18 protein-coding genes are annotated in these 17,417 nt (G+C 71.0%); 15 read left to right on the forward strand and 3 right to left on the reverse strand.

Going from position 1 to position 17,417, the window contains the following annotated elements:
- Positions 1-63 precede the first annotated feature (63 nt).
- On the reverse strand, positions 64-789 hold the full coding sequence (locus BLV01_RS06770) for an Hpt domain-containing response regulator (RefSeq protein WP_254782531.1): 726 nt from the start codon (positions 787-789) through the stop codon (positions 64-66).
- Between the two features lie 45 nt (positions 790-834).
- Between BLV01_RS06770 and BLV01_RS06775 the strand changes: the two genes are divergently transcribed.
- The 15 genes from BLV01_RS06775 to BLV01_RS06840 all read left to right on the forward strand — a co-directional run bounded on the left by BLV01_RS06775 (position 835) and on the right by BLV01_RS06840 (position 14,854).
- Positions 835-2,883, forward strand: a complete 2,049-nt coding sequence (locus tag BLV01_RS06775; RefSeq protein WP_139178535.1) for a translocation/assembly module TamB domain-containing protein — start codon at positions 835-837, stop codon at positions 2,881-2,883.
- A gap of 155 nt (positions 2,884-3,038) precedes the next feature.
- On the forward strand, positions 3,039-3,674 hold the full coding sequence (locus BLV01_RS06780; RefSeq protein ID WP_091795924.1) for a DUF1318 domain-containing protein: 636 nt from the start codon (positions 3,039-3,041) through the stop codon (positions 3,672-3,674).
- Positions 3,675-3,811: 137 nt separating this feature from the next.
- Complete coding sequence (gene rlmD, locus BLV01_RS06785; protein WP_091795729.1) at positions 3,812-5,191, forward strand: 23S rRNA (uracil(1939)-C(5))-methyltransferase RlmD; 1,380 nt, start codon at positions 3,812-3,814, stop codon at positions 5,189-5,191.
- 12 nt (positions 5,192-5,203) lie between these two features.
- Positions 5,204-5,500: a hypothetical protein gene (locus tag BLV01_RS06790; RefSeq protein WP_091795733.1), complete on the forward strand. Its 297-nt coding sequence runs from the start codon at positions 5,204-5,206 to the stop codon at positions 5,498-5,500.
- Positions 5,501-5,594: 94 nt separating this feature from the next.
- Positions 5,595-6,107, forward strand: coding sequence for a CYTH domain-containing protein (locus tag BLV01_RS06795; protein ID WP_091795736.1), 513 nt, complete (start codon positions 5,595-5,597; stop codon positions 6,105-6,107).
- A 307-nt stretch (positions 6,108-6,414) separates the two neighbouring features.
- Entirely contained in the window at positions 6,415-7,410 is a 996-nt protein-coding gene (gene nagZ, locus BLV01_RS06800; RefSeq protein ID WP_091795740.1) for a beta-N-acetylhexosaminidase, read from the forward strand.
- On the forward strand, positions 7,410-7,961 hold the full coding sequence (locus BLV01_RS06805; protein WP_091795743.1) for a hypoxanthine-guanine phosphoribosyltransferase: 552 nt from the start codon (positions 7,410-7,412) through the stop codon (positions 7,959-7,961). The genes nagZ and BLV01_RS06805 overlap by 1 nt, the downstream gene beginning before the upstream one ends.
- A gap of 89 nt (positions 7,962-8,050) precedes the next feature.
- Entirely contained in the window at positions 8,051-8,809 is a 759-nt protein-coding gene (locus tag BLV01_RS06810; protein ID WP_091795746.1) for an S-methyl-5'-thioinosine phosphorylase, read from the forward strand.
- A 187-nt stretch (positions 8,810-8,996) separates the two neighbouring features.
- Complete coding sequence (locus tag BLV01_RS06815) at positions 8,997-9,203, forward strand: cold-shock protein (protein ID WP_057947005.1); 207 nt, start codon at positions 8,997-8,999, stop codon at positions 9,201-9,203.
- A 257-nt stretch (positions 9,204-9,460) separates the two neighbouring features.
- The gene (locus BLV01_RS06820) at positions 9,461-11,107 is read left to right on the forward strand and encodes an acyl-CoA dehydrogenase family protein (RefSeq protein WP_091795749.1); all 1,647 of its coding nucleotides are present in this window, start codon (positions 9,461-9,463) and stop codon (positions 11,105-11,107) included.
- On the forward strand, positions 11,104-11,643 hold the full coding sequence (locus tag BLV01_RS06825) for a L,D-transpeptidase family protein (RefSeq protein ID WP_254782532.1): 540 nt from the start codon (positions 11,104-11,106) through the stop codon (positions 11,641-11,643). Before BLV01_RS06820 ends, BLV01_RS06825 begins: the two co-directional genes overlap by 4 nt.
- Before the next feature lie 130 nt (positions 11,644-11,773).
- On the forward strand, positions 11,774-12,256 hold the full coding sequence (locus BLV01_RS06830; RefSeq protein WP_256375583.1) for a YfbM family protein: 483 nt from the start codon (positions 11,774-11,776) through the stop codon (positions 12,254-12,256).
- A 7-nt stretch (positions 12,257-12,263) separates the two neighbouring features.
- Positions 12,264-12,635, forward strand: coding sequence for a hypothetical protein (locus BLV01_RS06835; RefSeq protein ID WP_091795755.1), 372 nt, complete (start codon positions 12,264-12,266; stop codon positions 12,633-12,635).
- 248 nt (positions 12,636-12,883) lie between these two features.
- A complete protein-coding gene (locus BLV01_RS26170; RefSeq protein ID WP_175485803.1) occupies positions 12,884-13,060 on the forward strand; it encodes a hypothetical protein in 177 nt (58 codons plus the stop codon).
- Positions 13,061-13,660: 600 nt separating this feature from the next.
- On the forward strand, positions 13,661-14,854 hold the full coding sequence (locus tag BLV01_RS06840; RefSeq protein ID WP_091795758.1) for a S1 family peptidase: 1,194 nt from the start codon (positions 13,661-13,663) through the stop codon (positions 14,852-14,854).
- A 128-nt stretch (positions 14,855-14,982) separates the two neighbouring features.
- Here BLV01_RS06840 and BLV01_RS06845 read toward each other — a convergent pair whose 3' ends face one another.
- Together BLV01_RS06845 and BLV01_RS06850 are read right to left on the reverse strand one after the other, a co-directional pair.
- Entirely contained in the window at positions 14,983-15,558 is a 576-nt protein-coding gene (locus tag BLV01_RS06845) for a hypothetical protein (protein WP_091795760.1), read from the reverse strand.
- Between the two features lie 62 nt (positions 15,559-15,620).
- Positions 15,621-17,417, reverse strand: coding sequence for an ABC transporter transmembrane domain-containing protein (locus BLV01_RS06850; protein WP_091795763.1), 1,797 nt, complete (start codon positions 17,415-17,417; stop codon positions 15,621-15,623).

A 17,417-nucleotide genomic window follows, 5' to 3' on the forward strand; every position in this document is an offset into this window, starting at 1 on the left:
TTTGTGGGAGGGCCTTCAGGCCCGACGCTTTCCGCTCAAATCGCCGCCGGACAGGCCCCGAGCTCAACCCGCCAGTTCGATCGTCTCGCGCGCGACCTGGTCGAACCGCGCCAGCCCTTCGGCCGAATCCAGCTGCGCCTGCAGCGCCTGCACTGTCTGCCCCAGCCGCGCCGCGCCGACGAAGCCGCAGCTGGCGCGCAGCTTGTGCAGTTCGCCGCGCAGGGCCTCCAGGTTGCCCAGCTGGGCCGCGGCCAGGATCGAGCGCCGCGCGTTCGGCAGTTCCTGCACGAACAGTCCGCGCAGGGTGAGGATGTGGGCGCGGTTGCCGTTGAGCGCGCGCGCGGCGGACTCGTCGTCCCAGACCGGCGCGGCGTCGGCGTCGGCCGCGCATGCGGCGGCCGGCGCATCGGATTCGGGCAGGCCCAGCAGGCGCCGGATCGCGCCGCGCACCGCGGCCGCCGGCAACGGCTTGACCAGCACCTCGGAGAAGCCCGAGGCGATCAGGCGGTCGCGCACTTCGCTCTCGCCGGTGGCGGTGTGCGCCAGCGCCGGCGTGGCCGGGTGCGAGCGGCGCAGGCGTTCGAGCAGTTCGCTGCCGCTGCCGTCGGGCAGGTGCGCATCGAACAGCCACAGTTGGTAATCGGTCGATGCGCCCAGCGCCATCGCGGCGGCCAGGCTGTCGGCGCCGTCGACCTGCGCCGGCACGGCTTCCACGGCCGCGGTCAGAAAGGCTCGGCTGGTGGGGTCGTCCTCGACCAGCAACACGCGTGGGACCTGGGAATTCTTCATTGCCGGTTCGCTTCCGCCCGCTATCCTGCTTCCATGCTGCGGTCCATGTTACGCCTACTGATGGGGTTGTCGCTGCCCCTGCTCGGGGCGGTCTGCCTGTGGGCGCTGCCGGCCGATGCTGAGGCGCGCACGCTGAACGCCAGGATCGCGCGGGTCGCCACCGGCGTGGCCCGGTTGGAGCGGGTGCAGGTGCGCCTGGCGTGGCCCGAAGGTGCCGCGCAAGGCGAACTGGAACTGCGCGCCGGCCGCATCGATGCGCCGGATCTGGGCTACCGCTTCGACGATGTCGTCTGGCGCTGTCCGTTGCGCCGCGACGGCCGCGGCGGCTGGCAGTGCGAGGGCGAGTTGCGCGGGCAGGGCGGGGCGCCGATGCGGCTGGCGCTGGAGTTGGGCGTGGCCAGCACCGACGCGCGCCTGAGCCGCGGCGCCAGCGCGATCTCGCTGCAGCGCGCCGCCGCCACGCCCGATGCCACCCGCATCGACCTGACCCGGGTGCCGCTGGCCTGGGCCCAGGCGCTGGCGGCGAAAGCCTGGAGCGAGGGCCGGATCAAGTCCGGCAGCGTCGACGGCCGCCTCGACCTGATCGCGCCGGCGCGCGCGCCGCTGCGCATCGCCGGCGAGTTGGACGTGGACGGCGCCGGGTTCGATACGCCCGACGGCCTGATCGCCGGCGAAAAACTGGCCGCGCGCCTGCGCGTGGACAGCGAACTCGGGGCGACCACCCGCTTGCGCCTGGGCGGGCGCCTGCGCGACGGCGAGATGCTGTTCGGCAACGCCTACATCGCCCTGCACGGCAAGCCGGTGGAACTGGACCTGCAGGCCGAAAGCGGGCCCGGCGGCGGCTGGCGGCTGCCGCGCATCGCCTGGCGCGACCCCGGCGCGCTGACGGTGGAAGGCAGCGCCGCGCTGCGCGGCGACGCCAGCCTCGACGCGCTCGACCTGCAACTGGCCAGCCCCGACCTGGCGCCGCTGCGCGAGCGCTACCTGTCCGGGTTCCTCGGCCTGGCCGGGCTGTCCCAGCTGGAACTGTCCGGCGGCCTCGACGCCCAGCTGAGCCTGCGCGGCGGCGACCTGTCGCAGGCGCGCGCGCAGTTGCGCGAGGTGCGCCTGCGCGACGGGCAAGGGCGCTTCCGCTTCGACGGCCTCGACGGCAGCCTGGCCTATTCCGACGCCGCACCGCGCGAGAGCGAACTGAGCTGGCGCAGCGGCGCGTTGTACGGCCTGGAGTTCGGCCCCACGCGGCTGCCGTTCTCCAGCGACCACGGCGAATTCCGGCTGCAGCGCGCGATCTCGTTCCCGATGCTCGGCGGCCGGGTCGGCGCCGACAACCTGCGCCTGCGCCCGCCGGCCGGCGGCAAGGGCCTGGACCTGCGCTTCGGCCTGAACCTGGACAAGCTCGATGTCGCGCAACTGGCCAAGGCGCTGGAGTGGCCGGCCTTCACCGGCGAGCTCAGCGGCCGCATCCCCGAGGCGCACTACGCCGACGAGCGGCTGGAACTCGACGGCGGCCTGGCGATGCAGTTGTTCGGCGGCACCGTCGAGGTGTCCTCGCTGGCCATGGAGCGGCCGTTCGGGGTCGCGCCCACGCTGAGTTCGGACCTGGCGCTGCGCAACATCGACCTGGAATCGCTGACCGGCGTGTTCGGCTTCGGCAGCATCACCGGGCGGCTGTACGGCCGCATCGACCAGCTGCGCCTGGTCGACTGGCAGCCGACCGCGTTCGACGCCGAACTGCACACCGAAAAAACCCGCGGCGTGCGCCAGCGCATCAGCCAGCGCGCGGTCCAGGACCTGTCCAGCGTCGGCGATTCGTCCTTCGTCGGCAGCCTGCAGGACAAGTTGCTCGGCTTCTTCGACGACTTCGGCTACGCCCGCCTGGGCATCTCCTGCAAGCTCGCCGACGAGGTCTGCCAGATGGGCGGGCTCGGCGCGGCCAAGGCCGGCCCCGACGGCAAGCCCGGCTTCACCATCGTCCGCGGCGCCGGCGTGCCGCACCTGGACGTGGTCGGCTACAACCACCGGGTCGACTGGCCGACCTTGCTCGAGCGCATGGAGGCGGTCGGCAAGGGCGAGCTCAAGCCGGTGGTGCAGTAGGGCCGGGGCGCGCGGCCGGGCGCGGCGTGCCGGCCCGGCGCCGGCGTAGCCTTGCCGTTCAACGCCGTCGTGGTTCAATGGCGCCCATTCGTTCACTGCCGCGGACGGACCCGCGGCCCGCCGCGCCGGACGCGCACAACCAGAAGGACCCGCTCATGCGCCGTTGGATGGGAGTACCGGTCGCCGCCGTGATGTTGACGGCCTGCGTGACCATCAACGTCTACTTCCCGGCCGCCGAGGCCAAGGAAGCCGCCAAGGAATTCGTCGAGAAGGTCATCGGCGACACGCCCGCCGCGCAACCGCAGGCCCAGCCGAGCGAAGGCGGCAAGCCCGGCGGCAGCGCCGCGCTGGATCGCCCGTCGCTGCGCTGGGGCGAACTGGCCAGCCGCATCGACTGGTGGTCGGTGGCCGGCATCGGCAGCGCCCGCGCGCAGTCGCCGGACATCTCGATCAAGACCCCGGCGATCCAGGCGATCCAGTCGCGCATGGCCCAGCGCTTCGATTCGCAGCTGCGCGCGCAGTTCGACTCCGGCGCGCTCGGCTTCGCCGGCAACGGCACCGTGAGCGTGCGCGACGCGGCCAAGATCCCGTTGTCGGACCGGGTCGGCGTCAATCAGGCGGTGGCCGACCAGAACCGCGATTCCAATGCGGTCTACAAGGAAATCGCCGTGGCCAACAACCATCCCGAGTGGGAAGGCCAGATCCGCCAGGTGTTCTCGAAACAGTGGATCGAGAGCGCCAAGGGCGGTTGGTGGTACCAGGACGCGGGCGGGGCCTGGAAGCAGAAGTGACGCAGACGCGGGCCCGGGGCGAACGCCCCGGGACCCGTCGCAACCAAGCCCGCCGCCCGGCGGGCTTTTGCGTTGCCGGCGCGGGTTTTTCGCCGCGCCGGACCCGAACCCCGGCCTGCGGCCGCGAATCTGCGACAATGGCCGGCCGTAGAACCCCGCCAGCCGCTGTGGCCCGCATCGATCAAACTCCTTTCGAAATCGTCATTTCCGATTTCACCCACGATGGCCGCGGCGTCGGCCGCCGCCCCGATCCCAAAGCGCCCGACAGCCCCGGCAAGGCGGTGTTCGTCGCCGGCGCGCTGCCCGGCGAGCGGGTCATGGCCAAGCAGACCGCGCGCTCGCGCAGTTTCGACGAGGCCATCGCCGTGCAGGTGCTGGAGGCCTCGCCCGACCGCGTCGATCCGCGCTGCGCGCACTTCGGCACCTGCGGCGGCTGCGCATTGCAGCACCTGGCCGAGGACAAGCAGATTCTGGCCAAGCAGCGCGTGCTGATGGAGAACTTCGAGCGCATCGGCCACGTCATGCCCGAACGGGTGTTGCCGGCGCTGGCCGATTCGGCCTGGGGCTATCGGCGCAAGGGCCGGTTCTCGGTGCGCCGGGTCGAGAAGAAGGACAAGACCCTGGTCGGCTTCCGCGAGAACGATCCGCGCTTCGTCGCCGACATCGCGCGTTGCGAGACCGTGATTCCGGCCATCGGCGACAAGATCGCCGCGCTGGCCGCGCTGGTCGACGGCATGGACGGGCGCCGCGAGATTCCGCAGATCGAGTTCATCGGCGGCGACCGCATGAGCGACCACAGCGGCATCGCGCTGACCTTCCGCCACCTGGCGCCGCTGTCGGACGTCGACCGCGACAAGCTCGTCGCGTTCGGCCGCGCGCACGAATTCGCGATCTTCCTGCAGCCCGGCGGCCTGGACACGGTGCATCCGCTGTGGCCGGCCGATCCGCAGCTGCAGTTCTCGCTGCCGCAATGGGATTTGCGGCTGAAGTTCCGGCCGCTGGATTTCATCCAGGTCAACGCCTCGCTCAACGGGCGCATGATCGAGCACGCGCTGGACCTGCTCGACCCGCAGCCGCAGGACCGCGTGCTCGACCTGTTCGCCGGCCTGGGCAATTTCACCCTGCCGATGGCGCGGCGCGTGCGCGAGGTGGTCGGCGTGGAAGGCGAGGCCGGGCTGGTCAAGCGCGCTCGCGAGAACGCCGAGTTCAATGGCCTGGCCAACGCGCAGTTCTACGCCGCCGACCTGGGCAAGGACCTCAGCGGCGAGCGCTGGATGCGTGAGGGCTTCGACCGCCTGCTGCTGGACCCGCCGCGCTCTGGCGCCGACTTCGTGCTGACCCAGCTGCCGCTGAAGCAATTCAAGCGCATCGTCTACGTGAGCTGCCATCCGGCCTCGCTGGCGCGCGACGCCGGCTACCTGGTGCGCGAGAAGGGCTGGAAGCTGCGCGCGGCGGGGGTGATGGACATGTTCCCGCATACCGGCCACGTGGAATCGATCGCGATGTTCGAGCGCTGAGCGGCGACGGTCGTGGCCGAGCGGCTGATCGACGAGTTCATCGAAAAGTGGCTGGATCTGAGCCTTAAGGTTCGCGAGAAGCAGGGCCTCGACGAAGCCCTGCACGCGCAGCTGATCGAGCTGCTCGGCCGGATCGAGTCCGAGCTGGCAGGCCAGGGGCAGATTCCCAAGCGGCTGGCCGACGTGTTCCTGGACCTGTGGGGCGCGTTGACCAGTTGCGCGGATACCTACGACGAGGCCGCGCGCCGGACGATCTACGTCGCGGCCGACCACCTGGTGTTCCACGCCCGGGAAATATGCTGGAGCTGACGGGCGCGCGAGCGGCGATGGCCGCGCGCCCGGCGGTTGCCGAATTCGCGGCGGCGAACGCTTCGCCGCCGCTCTAGTCCGATGGGAGACTGCTGTGGGTATCGAAATCGAACGCAAGTTCCTGGTCGTCTCCGACGCCTGGCGCGCCGCCGCGCACAAGGTCGTGCCGATGGCGCAGGGCTATCTCAACGACCTGGCGGCGATGGACACCGGCGCGATGAAGGCTTCGGTGCGCGTGCGCATCGCCGGCGAGCAAGCCTTCCTCAACCTCAAGTCGCGCGAGCTCGGCCACACCCGCCAGGAATTCGACTACCCGATCCCGGCCGGCGACGCGCGCGAGCTGCTGGCGCTGTGCGTCGGCGGGCTGGTCGAGAAGCGCCGCCATTACGTCCAGCACGCCGGGTTCCTGTGGGAAGTCGACGAATTCCTCGGCGACAACGCCGGGCTGGTGGTGGCCGAGGTCGAGCTGCCGAGCGCCGACGCGGCGTTCGACAAGCCGGCCTGGGCCGGGCGCGAAGTGACCGAGTCGGCGCGCTACTACAACCTGGCGCTGGCGACCCGGCCGTTCGCGCAGTGGAGCGCGGCCGAGCGCGACGGCGAGGGCTGATCCGGCAAAGCCCGGCGAGCGGGCTTTTGCGGAAGCGGCCTCGGTCCCGATGCGGTCCGGCTTTTGTGGGAGGGACTTCAGTCCCGACGCTCTTGTTCCAGATCGAGGCGATCTGAGCCGAAAGCGTCGGGACTGAAGTCCCTCCCACAAAAGCCAGCCACAAAAGCCAGCCATAAAGGTTAGCCACAAAGGTCAGCCACAACCTCCGGCCGCGGCGCCTGAACCGCCGGGATGCCCCGCCGCCGCATCTGCGCGACAATGCCCACGGCGCCGACCGCGCCGCAATCCTCCTCACAGGAGTTCCCGCATGCTCGTGATCGGCGTCGCCGGTACCGAACTCAACGAACAAGAGCGCGACTGGCTGCAGCACGACGCCTGCGCCGGCGTGATCCTGTTCGCCCGCAATTTCGCCTCCAGGGCCCAGGTCGCCGAGCTGTCGCAGGCGATCCGCGAGGCCGCGCCGCGCCCGCAGCTGATCTGCGTGGACCAGGAAGGCGGCCGCGTGCAGCGCTTCCGCGAGGGCTACAGCGCGCTGCCGCCGCTGCAACTGCTCGGCAAGCTCTACGCCCAGGACCGCGAGGCCGCGCTCAAGCTGGCCGAGGAACACGCCCAGCTGATGGCCAGCGAAGTGCAGGCCAGCGGCGTCGACCTGAGCTTCGCGCCGGTGGTCGACCTGGGCCGCGGCAACCTCGCCATCGGCAACCGCGCCTTCGACGCCGATCCGCAGGTGGTGGCCGAGTTCACCCGCGCCTACATCCGCGGCATGCACGCGCGCGGCATGGCCGCCACGCTCAAGCATTTCCCCGGCCACGGCTCGGTGCTGGCCGACACCCACTTCGACCAGGCCGCCGATCCGCGCAGCCTCGACGAGCTGCGCCGCACCGACCTGATTCCGTTCGTCGCCGGCATCGAAGCCAAGGCCGACGCGGTGATGATGGCGCACGTGTCGTATCCGGCGGTGGCGCCGGAGCCGGCCGGCTATTCGCGGCTGTGGATCGAGGACGTGCTGCGCCGGGAGATGGGCTTCCGCGGCGTGGTCTTCAGCGACGACATCGGCATGGCCGCGGCGTTCTCGGTCGGCGGCGTGCGCGCGCGCATCGACGCCCACCTCGACGCCGGCTGCGACGTCGTGCTGGTCTGTCATCCGCAGTTGGTAGAAGAGTCGTTGCAGGCGGTCGCCGGCCGCCCGCTCAACACCGCCGCGCTGCTGGGCCTGATCGGCCGCGGCGCGATGGGCTGGGACGGGCTGATCGCCGACGCCCGCTACGCCGACACCCGTACCCGTTTGGAAGGACTGGCTTGATGAGCAACCACGACCTGGCCGCTGCGTTGGAAAACGCCGACCTGATCTTCGACCGCCGCCGGCTCGAGCGCGAGATCGCGCGCATGGCCGTGCGCATCCGCAACGACTACGCCGGCGCGCGTCCGGTCTACCTGACCGTCATGCACGGCGGGCTGCCGTTCGCCGCGCAACTGGCGATGGAACTGGGCCAGCGCGGCCTGGATCTGGAGTTCGACTACCTGCATGCGACCCGCTACCGCGGCGCCACCACCGGCGCCGACCTGGTGTGGAAGCACCGCCCGGCCACGCCGCTGCGCGGGCGCCGGGTGCTGCTGGCCGACGACATCGTCGACGAAGGCCACACCCTGCACGCGATCCGCGCCTGGTGCCTGGAGCAGGGCGCGGCCGAGGTGCGCATCGCCGCGCTGGCGGTGAAGGCGCACGACCGCTGCGTCGAGGGCCTGTGCGCGGACTACGTCGGCGTGGAAGTGCCCGACCGCTACGTGTTCGGCTACGGCATGGACTTCCACGAGCAGGGCCGCAACCTGCCGGCGATCTACGCGCTGCGCTGAACGCTTCAGCCGCGTTCGCGGCAGCCCGTCACACGGCGCGCGCGCCTGGCGCGCGCGGCCCTCTCCGCACCGATCCGGACCCGCATCCCATGACCCAACCCATCGACCTCGCCGTGATCGGCGGCACCGGCCTGTACCGCATCGCCGAACTGCAGGATGTCGAATCGCACCAGCCGGTGACCCGCTACGGCGCGCCGTCGGGCCCGATCCGCATCGGCGAACTCGGCGGCCGCCGCGTCGCATTCCTGGCGCGCCACGGCGAAGGCCACTCGCTGCCGCCGCACCAGATCAACTACCGCGCCAACCTCGCCGCGTTGCAGGCGTTGGGCGCCACGCGCGTGCTCGCGCTCAATACCGTCGGCGGCATCACCGAACGGTTCGGCCCGCGCGTGTTGGGCTGCCCGGATCAGCTGATCGACTACACCTGGGGCCGCATCTCGACCCTGTGCGAAGAGCCCGGCACCGAAGTGCTGCACGTGGATTTCGGCGAGCCCTACACGCGCGCCTTGCGCGCCGCGGTGCTGGCGGCGGCGCAGCGCGCCGGCGTGGCCCTGGTCGACCGCGGTTGCTACGGCGCGACCCAAGGCCCGCGCCTGGAAACCCGCGCCGAGATCGCGCGCATGCGCCGCGACGGCTGCGACCTGGTCGGCATGACCGGCATGCCCGAAGCCGGCCTGGCGCGCGAACTGGGCCTGGACTACGCCTGCCTGGCGATCGTCGCCAACTGGGCGGCCGGCGCCGGTCCCGATCCGGACGAAGTGATCACCTTGCAGGACGTGCTCGACAACGTCGCCGCGGCGTCTTCGGGCCTGCCGGCGCTGCTGCAGTCGCTGCTGGACGCGCCCTGAGTGATCGCGGTCGCATAAATGCGATCGCGTGCGCGCGAGGTGACCGGAAATTTCCTCATTTCACGTGTTCGATGCCGTCACGCTGAGCCGTTGTCATCCAATGGCACAGTTTGCATACTCGCCCGTGCGTCATACGCCACGCGGCGGCGACGCACGTCAACGCATCCAGCATGAGGTCAATAAGGATATGCAGTACGGCACCGTGAAGTGGTTCAACGACGCCAAGGGCTTCGGTTTCATTTCTCCCGAAGATGGCAGCGCGGATGTATTCGTGCATTTCTCCGCGATCAACGCCAAGGGCTTCCGCAGCCTGCAGGAAGGCCAGCGCGTCAGCTACCAGCTGACCCAGGGCCCGAAGGGCGCGCAGGCTTCGGAAGTCACCCCGCAGGCTTGATCGATCGCATTGCCCGCAGCGCGGGCTTCGGCGTATCGCCTTACCGTTCCACATGGACAGGTTCGTTTCGGACAGGTTCGTCGGACAGTTTCCAAGGCCTCGCTTCGGCGGGGCCTTTTCTTTTGCGCGGCCGCCCGCGCGCGGGCGGGCCTGCAGGCCCGGCGCTTCCTGCCGGATCGCTGTTAAGGCGGTATGGAAGCGCCGCTCTAATCGGCCGGGTCTAGAATCGCGAAGAACCCGCAGGAGCACCGCACCCCATGGACACCCCCGCCGAGTTGCCGCCGTTCGCCACCCACGCGGTCGCCAACCAGCCGCCGCCGTTCGCGCCGCGCGACCTGTGGGCCGACGACGCGGCCCTGCGCGAAGCGGTCGCGCGCGAAGGCGGCGAGGCCTTCGCCGCGCGCCTGCAGCGCTACGGCGCCTTCGCCGGCGACGAGCTGCTGGCGCTGAGCCTGGACGCGCACCGCGACAAGCCGCGCCTGCGCAGCCACGACGCCTTCGGCCACCGCATCGACAAGGTCGAGTTCCACCCCAACTACCACGCCATCATGGGCGCGGCGATCGCGCACGGCGTCGCCGGCCTGTCCTGGCACGAGCCGGTGCCCGGCGCGCACGTCGCGCGCGCGGCGCTGAGCTACCTGCACCATCAATCCGAACCCGGCACCAGCTGCCCGCTGACCATGACCCACGCCAGCGCGCCGGTGCTGCGGCATGCGCCGGCGCTGGGCGAATGGATGCGCAAGGCCGCCGCGCCGCACTACGACGGCCGCGACGTCGCCGCCGCCGACAAGCCCGGGCTGACCCTGGGCATGGGCATGACCGAGAAGCAGGGCGGCTCGGACGTGCGCGCGAACCAGACCGTCGCCACGCCGATCGGCGGCGACGAGTACGAACTGGTCGGCCACAAGTGGTTCTTTTCCGCGCCGATGTCCGACGGCTTCCTGGTCCTGGGCCAGGCGCCCGGCGGCCTGACCTGCTTCCTGCTGCCGCGCTGGCACCCGCACGGCGGCAAGAACGCGCTGCGGCTGATGCGGCTCAAGGACAAGCTCGGCGACTGGTCCAACGCCTCGTCCGAGGTCGAGTTCCACAACGCCTGGGCGCAGCGCGTGGGCGAGGAAGGCCGCGGCGTGGCGACCATCATCGAGATGGTGATGCTGACCCGGCTGGACTGCATGCTCGGCTCGGCCGGCGAGATGCGCATGGCGCTGAGCCAGGCCCTGCACCACACCCGCCACCGCCGCGCGTTCGGCAAGCCGCTGGCCGAGCACGCGCTGATGCGCAACGTGCTGGCCGACCTGGCGCTGGAATCCGAAGCCGCCACCGCGCTGGCGATCCGCGTGGCCGGCGCGATCGACCGCGCGCCGCGCGATCCGGGCGAGGCCGCGCTGGCGCGCATCGCCACCGCGATCGGCAAGTACTGGATCTGCAAGCGCGCGCCGGCGTTCGTCAACGAGGCGCAGGAATGCCTCGGCGGCGCGGGCTACGTCGAGGAATCGCTGCTGCCGCGCATCTACCGGCAGGCGCCGCTGAATTCGATCTGGGAAGGCAGCGGCAACATCCAATGCCTGGACGTGCTGCGCGCGCTGGCGCGCGAGCCCGAGGCCGGGCAGGCGCTGCTGGCCGAACTGGAGGCCGCGCACGGCCGCGACGACTGGCTCGACGCGCAGCTCGATCCGCTCGCCGCCGCGCTGTCGGGCCGCACGCCGCTGCCGGAAGCGCAGATGCGCAGCTGGGTCGAACGGCTGGCGCTGGCGCTGCAGGGCGCGCTGCTGCTGCGCGCGGGCAGCCCGGTCGCGGCCGCGTTCTGCCGCAGCCGGCTCGGCGGCGGCCACGGCCTGGGCTTCGGGACCTTGCCCGACGAACTGGATTTCGTCGCCATCGCCCAACGGGCGTTGCCGGCATGAGCGCGCCCATCGGTTCGACCCGCGCGTTGCGCGCGCTGCCTGCGATGGCGGCGGCCGCGCTGTTGGCCGCCGCGCTCGCCTGCACCATGCCGGCATCGGCGCGCACGCCGCCGGCGATGGCGGCCAAGGCCGAGCAGGCCGACTTCATCGTGGTCGACAAATCGGCGCGGCGCATGCAGTTGCTGCGCGGCGGCAAGGTGCTCAAGAGCTATTCGATCCTGCTCGGCGACGCGCCCACCGGACACAAGCGCCAGCAGGGCGACGAGCGCACGCCCGAGGGCGAGTACCGCATCAGCGGGCGCAACCAGAACAGCCGCTTCCATCTGTCGCTGCGGGTGTCGTATCCGAATGCGGCCGACCGCAAGCAGGCGCAGGCGCGCGGGGTCGATCCGGGCGGCGACATCATGATCCACGGCGGCACGCCGCCGGGTTACCGGCGCGACTGGACCGACGGCTGCATCGCGGTGAGCGACCGCGAGATCGAGGATATCTGGAGCCGGGTCCCGACCGGCACGCCGATCCGCATCGATCCGTGAGCCGCGGCGCAAGTCCGGACTAAGGTCCGGGCCGGCGCGTCGAGCGCGCGCCGTGATTCGTATCGACGATCGGGATGCGCGCGGTGCACACTGGCGCGATCGTTCGACACTGGAGCCGTTGGGTATGGGCATGACCTGGAGCGCCACCGCCATGGATCCTGCGCGCGCCGCCGCGCTGCTGGAGCAATCGCAGCAGATCGAGGCGGCGTTGTACGAACGCGACGACGCGGCCGCGCAGGACGCCTATCTCGACAAGGCCTGGCACGCGATCCATTTCGTCCTGACCGGCTCGGCCTGGACCGGCGAAGCGCCGTGGGCCTGGGCGATCCTCGGCGGCACGCCGCTGAACGAGGACGACGACGCCAGTTGGCGCCACTTGCCGGCCGAGCAGGTGCGCGAAGTCGCACAGGCGCTGGCCGCGCTGCCGCCGGCCGAGTTCGCGCGGCGCTTCGACGCGCAGGCGCTGGCCGATGCGCAGATCTATCCCGACACGATCTGGCTGCGCGACGGCGATGAAGCCAAGCAGTACGTGCTGGATTACTACGCGCAGCTCAGCGGCTTCTACGCCGCGGCCGCGGCGCGCGGCGACGATGTGTTCGCGACCATCGGCTGAGCCGGAAATGCAGGCGCACGCGCAGGACGCGGCGTTCAAGCCGGACGCAGCCGGACGCCGATGGCGCATCGCCTCATGGCTGGCCGGTGCGGCGGCGCTGGCGCTGCCGGTCGGGTCGTACCTGTCGCAGACGCGCGGCCTGGACGCGGCGATGCACACGCACAACGGCTACGTCTGCGGCCTGCCGTACCTGGCGGCGATGCTGTCCAGCGTCCTGCTCGCCGCGGTGTTGTCGCTGGCGGCGATGCTGTGCGGTTGGCGCGCCTGGCGCCGCCTGCCGCAGCCGCGATCGATCGCGCGCACGTTGGAGGTCGCCGCGGTCGGCGCTGCGTTCTGGTTGCTGTTGCTGCTGGCCGGCGCGATCGGCGCGTTGTACTGAGCGCTTGCGCGCCGCATGCCGCGCGGCGGCGTGTGCCGGCACCGCGATCAATAGGGCGTGCCGCAGCGGCCGCTCAGGTTCCCATCAGGTTTCGTGGCGCTGCCGATTCGCCTGAATGCGCCTGTCGGCGTGCGTTCTCGCGCAAGCGCGATACCGCCGGTCGCGCGGCGTGGCGAGCGGCCTTCGGCCTCGCGCGATTGGGTGTAAGGTCGGGCGAGACGGCATCGTGCCGTCGCGGGAGGTGCGCCATGCGTGGTTCACGTAAATCCCAGGCCCTGGCCCTGCTGGCGCTGGCGGCGCTGCCGCCGCCGGCGCACGGTTCGGACTTTTCCCTGGCTCTGTTCTGGCTCGGCCGCGGCGTCGGCGTGTTCGCGTTGTGCGCGTTGGCGGCGTGGATGTGGGCGCAGGCGCGGCGTTCGTCGTAGCGGCGTGACCCGATCGGCAAGCGTCGGGGCTGAAGCCCTTCCATAACAGCGCGCCCGACTTCGGCGATGCTTTTGTGCGAGAGGCTTCAGCGCCGACGCTTTGGTTTGCGCACGCTGCGACACCGGACGCGCCATCGATCCGGCGCGACTGTGCCGACGACGCGCTTCGTACGATTCGCTTACGAAAAAAAGCGCTTTCGTGGTCGATAGCGCATATGCACGAACAAACACACTTGCATCGGTGCGCTGCATCGCAGCACATACATGCACGTAGTTCGCGCCCGATACGAGCACATCGATGCGACTCGACTCGACGCGATGCGAGTCGATGCGGGTCGATCAAAGACACGCTCATCTTCCGCAATGCGCTACCGAATGCGCGATCTTGTGACACGCCTCGAACTGTGGGTGTGACCCGGCCTTGCGCGCGCATCTTGCACGCGCGGCGCAGTTCTTTTTAGCTGGCACAGCCTCGCGAATCGAACGCCAAGGGATGGCGCGCGCCTTCGCCGATCACGGGCCGCCGTTTGCGCAACGGCGTCGCGAAGCCGCCAGGCTTCATCTTCGATCCCATGTCAGATCCGTTCAGGAGTTCTTCGCATGTACGTATCGAACCACCGTTCGCGCCGGATCGCGCGCGCTTCCGTCTTCTGCGTCGCCGCCGCGCTGGCTGCGATGTCCTCCGGCGCCGCCCTGGCGTCCGACCAGGCCAGCCCCGAGCTGAAATTCGCCATGCAGCGCGACCTGGGCATCTTCCCGGCGCAACTGCCGCAATACCTGCAGACCGAGAAACTCGCCCGCACCCAAGGTGCGGCGATCGAGCGCGAGTTCGGCGCGCAGTTCGCCGGCAGCTGGATCGAGCGCAAGGCCGACGGCAGCTTCCAACTCGTCGCCGCGACCTCGGGCGCGCGCAAGTCGACCACGCTGGGCGGGGTGGAAGTGCGCAACGTGCGCTACAGCCTCAAGCAGCTGCAGGCCTCGATGGACCTGCTCGACGCCGGCGCCAACGCGCGGGTCAAGGGCATCAGCAAGCCGCTCGACGGCGTGCAGAGCTGGTACGTCGATGCGCGCAACAACGCCATCGTGGTCAAGGTCGATGAAGGCGCGACCGAGGCCGGCGTCGATTTCGTCGCGCTCAGCGGCGCCGACAGCGCCCAGGTGCGGGTCGAATCCTCGCCGGGCAAGCTGCAGACCACGGCCAACATCGTCGGCGGCATCGAGTACTCGATCAACAACGCCTCGCTGTGCTCGGTCGGCTTCTCGGTGACCCGCGGCGCGACCAAGGGCTTCGTCACCGCGGGCCACTGCGGCACGGTCAATGCGACCGCGCGTATCGGCGGCGCGGTGGTCGGCACCTTCGCCGGCCGCGTGTTCCCCGGCAACGACCGCGCCTGGGTCAGCCTGACCAGCGCGCAGACCCTGCTGCCGCGCGTGGCCAACGGCAGCAGCTACGTGACCGTGCGCGGCAGCGCCGAAGCCGCGGTCGGCGCGGCGGTGTGCCGTTCGGGGCGCACCACCGGCTACCAGTGCGGCACCATCACCGCCAAGAACGTCACCGCCAACTACGCCGAAGGCGCGGTGCGCGGCCTGACCCAGGGCAACGCCTGCATGGGCCGCGGCGATTCGGGCGGTTCGTGGATCACCAGCGCCGGCCAGGCGCAGGGCGTGATGTCGGGCGGCAACGTCCAGGCCAACGGCAACAACTGCGGCATCCCGGCCTCGCAGCGCAGCAGCCTGTTCGAGCGCCTGCAGCCGATCCTGAGCCAGTACGGCTTGAGCCTGGTTACCGGCTGATCGCGGCGACCGATCGACGGCGCTGTGCCTGCAGCGCGGTGCCGTCGATGCGAACGCCCCGCCCGCTGCGGGGCGTTCGCGTTTGCGGCGAGGGGCGATCCTTCAGCGCATCGGGCGTGCGCGGCGGCTCACCACTGCGGCCCGTTCGGCACCGGTTCGGCCAGCCATTGCGCGCGGCTGGCCGGAGCCAGCTCGCCCGCGTCGCGGCTGCGCTGCGCATCGCGCTTGAGCGTCACCATCTGCCGCTCGCCGGCCTCGCCGGGGGCGTAGCCGCTGCGATGGAGCAGGGCGCCGCTGAGCGTCTTCGCGCCCAGGGTGCCGTCGAATTCGAACAGGTCGCGGCTGGGACGGCCGTCGGGGCCGGAGTCCTTGCTGAATTCCTGGCCGATCGTGAGCTTGGCGCGGAACGACAGCCGGCCGGTGGCGGCGTCGTAGCGCACCTCCTGCAGGCGCCCGCGCGGAGTGTCGCCGACCATGCCCTGGGAGGAATAGAACAGGCCGAACACGACGCCGTTCTCGCGGTAGAGCTCGACGTCGTAGCCTTCGGCGTGCGGGTCTTCGCCGCCGCTGACGCGCACGTTGCTGTAGACGCCGACGGTTTCCACCGCGCTGCGCGCCGCGGCCGCCGGCGCGTTCGCGGCCAGCGACGGCGCTGCGGCCAACACCAGCGTGAAAGAAAGCGCGAAGTTCGCGATCCGATGCATATACCGCTCCATGACAGGCGACAAGTGCGGCCGCCCCGGCCGCTGGGTTCGATCGGCTGGGTTCAATCCAGGAACTGCAGCTTGGCCAACTCCGCGTACAGGCCGCCCTGGGCCAGCAGCGCTTCGTGGGTGCCTTCGGCAACGATGCGGCCGCGGTCCATGACCACGATCCGGTCGGCCTTGAGCACGGTCGCCAGGCGGTGGGCGATGACCAAGGTGGTGCGGCCCTGCATCAGCGCTTCCAGCGCCTGCTGCACGGCGCGCTCGCTCTGCGCGTCGAGCGCACTGGTGGCCTCGTCCAGCAGCAGGATCGGCGCGTCCTTGAGCAGGGCGCGGGCGATGGCGATGCGCTGCTGCTGGCCGCCGGACAGGCGCGCGCCGCGCTCGCCCAGTTCGGTCGAAAGACCCTGCGGCAAGTCGTGGATGAAGTCGGTGGCGTGGGCCGCGCGCACCGCTTCGTCGAGTTCGGCGTCGCTGGCGTCGAGGCGGCCGTAGCGGATGTTCTCGCGCGCGGTGGTGGCGAAGATGGTCGCCTGCTGCGGCACCAGCGCGATCGCGCCGCGCAGCTGGCCCAGGTCGGCCTCGCGCACGTCCACGCCGTCCACGCGCACCGCGCCGTGCTGCGGGTCGTGGAAGCGCAGCAGGATCGAGAACACCGTGCTCTTGCCGGCGCCGGACGGGCCGACCAATGCCACGGTCTCGCCGGGATTCACCCGCAGCGAGAAGTCCTGCAGCGCCGGCAGGTCGGGGCGCTGCGGGTAATGGAAGCCGACCTGGTCGAACACCAGCTCGCCGCGCACCGGCTGCGGCAGCGGCCGCGGCTGCGCCGGCACGACCACTGCGCTGCGTTCGGACAGCAGTTCGCCGATCCGGCCCATGCCGCCGGCGGCGCGCTGCAGGTCGTTCCAGACCTCGGCCAGCGCGCCGACCGAGCCGCCGCCGATCAGGGCGTAGAGCACGAACTGGGCCAGGGTGCCGCCGGTGAGGCGGCCGGCGACGACATCGTGCGCGCCCGACCACAGCACCAGGGTGATCGCGCCGAACACCAGGGTGATGGCGATGGCGGTGACCCAGGCCTGGGCGCGGATGCGCTTGCGCGCGGTCTTGATCGCGGCCTTCAGCGATTCGCTGAAGCGGCCTTGTTCGTAGGACTCGCGCGCGTGCGCCTGGACCGTGCGCACCGCGCCGAGGGTCTCGCTGGCCAGGGTGTTGGCGTCGGCGATGCGGTCCTGGCTGGAGCGCGAGATGCGCTGCAGGCGGCGCCCGCCGGCGACGATCGGCAGCACCGCCAGCGGGATGCCGACCAGGGCGTAGGCGGCCAGGCGCGGGCTGGTGACGAACAGCATGCCCAGGCTGCCGACGAAGGTGACCAGGCTGCGCAGCGCCACCGACATGCTCGAACCGACCACGCTGCGCAGCAGTTCGGCGTCGGCGGTGAGGCGCGAGACCAGCTCGCCGCTGCGGTTGCGGTCGTGGAAGCCGGCGTCGAGCGCGATCAGGTGGCGGTAGAGCTGCTCGCGCAGGTCGGCGACCACCTTTTCGCCGAGCACCGAGACGAAGTAGAAGCGCGCCGCGGTGGCCAGGGCCAGGGCGATGGCGACCGCGAACAGCAGCAGGAAGGCGCGGTCGATCGCGCCGCTGCCGCCGCCGGCCGCGCTCTGGGCGAAGCCCTGGTCGATCATGGTCTTGAACGCCACCGGCAGGGTCAGGGTGACGGCGCTGGAGGCGGCCAGGGCGAACAGCCAGGCGATGAACAGGATCCGGTACTTGCGCACGAACGGCCACAGGATGCGCAGGCTGCCGATCGGAGCGGTGTCGCGGGATGGGTCGGCCTTCGGGCCGGCGCTGGCATCGGTCAT

The sequence above is a fragment of the Lysobacter sp. yr284 genome (assembly GCF_900107375.1).
In the GTDB taxonomy this organism is placed as follows: Bacteria; Pseudomonadota; Gammaproteobacteria; order Xanthomonadales; family Xanthomonadaceae; genus Lysobacter.

Coding starts and splice junctions, on each gene's coding strand:
- BLV01_RS06770 (WP_254782531.1), bottom strand. CDS start 789: ATGAAGAATTCCCAGGTCCCACGCGTGTTGCTGGTCGAGGACGACCCC.
- BLV01_RS06775 (WP_139178535.1), top strand. CDS start 835: ATGTTACGCCTACTGATGGGGTTGTCGCTGCCCCTGCTCGGGGCGGTC.
- BLV01_RS06780 (WP_091795924.1), top strand. CDS start 3,039: ATGCGCCGTTGGATGGGAGTACCGGTCGCCGCCGTGATGTTGACGGCC.
- rlmD (WP_091795729.1), top strand. CDS start 3,812: ATGGCCGGCCGTAGAACCCCGCCAGCCGCTGTGGCCCGCATCGATCAA.
- nagZ (WP_091795740.1), top strand. CDS start 6,415: ATGCTCGTGATCGGCGTCGCCGGTACCGAACTCAACGAACAAGAGCGC.
- BLV01_RS06805 (WP_091795743.1), top strand. CDS start 7,410: ATGAGCAACCACGACCTGGCCGCTGCGTTGGAAAACGCCGACCTGATC.
- BLV01_RS06810 (WP_091795746.1), top strand. CDS start 8,051: ATGACCCAACCCATCGACCTCGCCGTGATCGGCGGCACCGGCCTGTAC.
- BLV01_RS06815 (WP_057947005.1), top strand. CDS start 8,997: ATGCAGTACGGCACCGTGAAGTGGTTCAACGACGCCAAGGGCTTCGGT.
- BLV01_RS06820 (WP_091795749.1), top strand. CDS start 9,461: ATGGACACCCCCGCCGAGTTGCCGCCGTTCGCCACCCACGCGGTCGCC.
- BLV01_RS06825 (WP_254782532.1), top strand. CDS start 11,104: ATGAGCGCGCCCATCGGTTCGACCCGCGCGTTGCGCGCGCTGCCTGCG.
- BLV01_RS06830 (WP_256375583.1), top strand. CDS start 11,774: ATGACCTGGAGCGCCACCGCCATGGATCCTGCGCGCGCCGCCGCGCTG.
- BLV01_RS06835 (WP_091795755.1), top strand. CDS start 12,264: ATGCAGGCGCACGCGCAGGACGCGGCGTTCAAGCCGGACGCAGCCGGA.
- BLV01_RS26170 (WP_175485803.1), top strand. CDS start 12,884: ATGCGTGGTTCACGTAAATCCCAGGCCCTGGCCCTGCTGGCGCTGGCG.
- BLV01_RS06840 (WP_091795758.1), top strand. CDS start 13,661: ATGTACGTATCGAACCACCGTTCGCGCCGGATCGCGCGCGCTTCCGTC.
- BLV01_RS06845 (WP_091795760.1), bottom strand. CDS start 15,558: ATGCATCGGATCGCGAACTTCGCGCTTTCTTTCACGCTGGTGTTGGCC.
- BLV01_RS06850 (WP_091795763.1), bottom strand. CDS start 17,417: ATGACCGATGCCAGCGCCGGCCCGAAGGCCGACCCATCCCGCGACACC.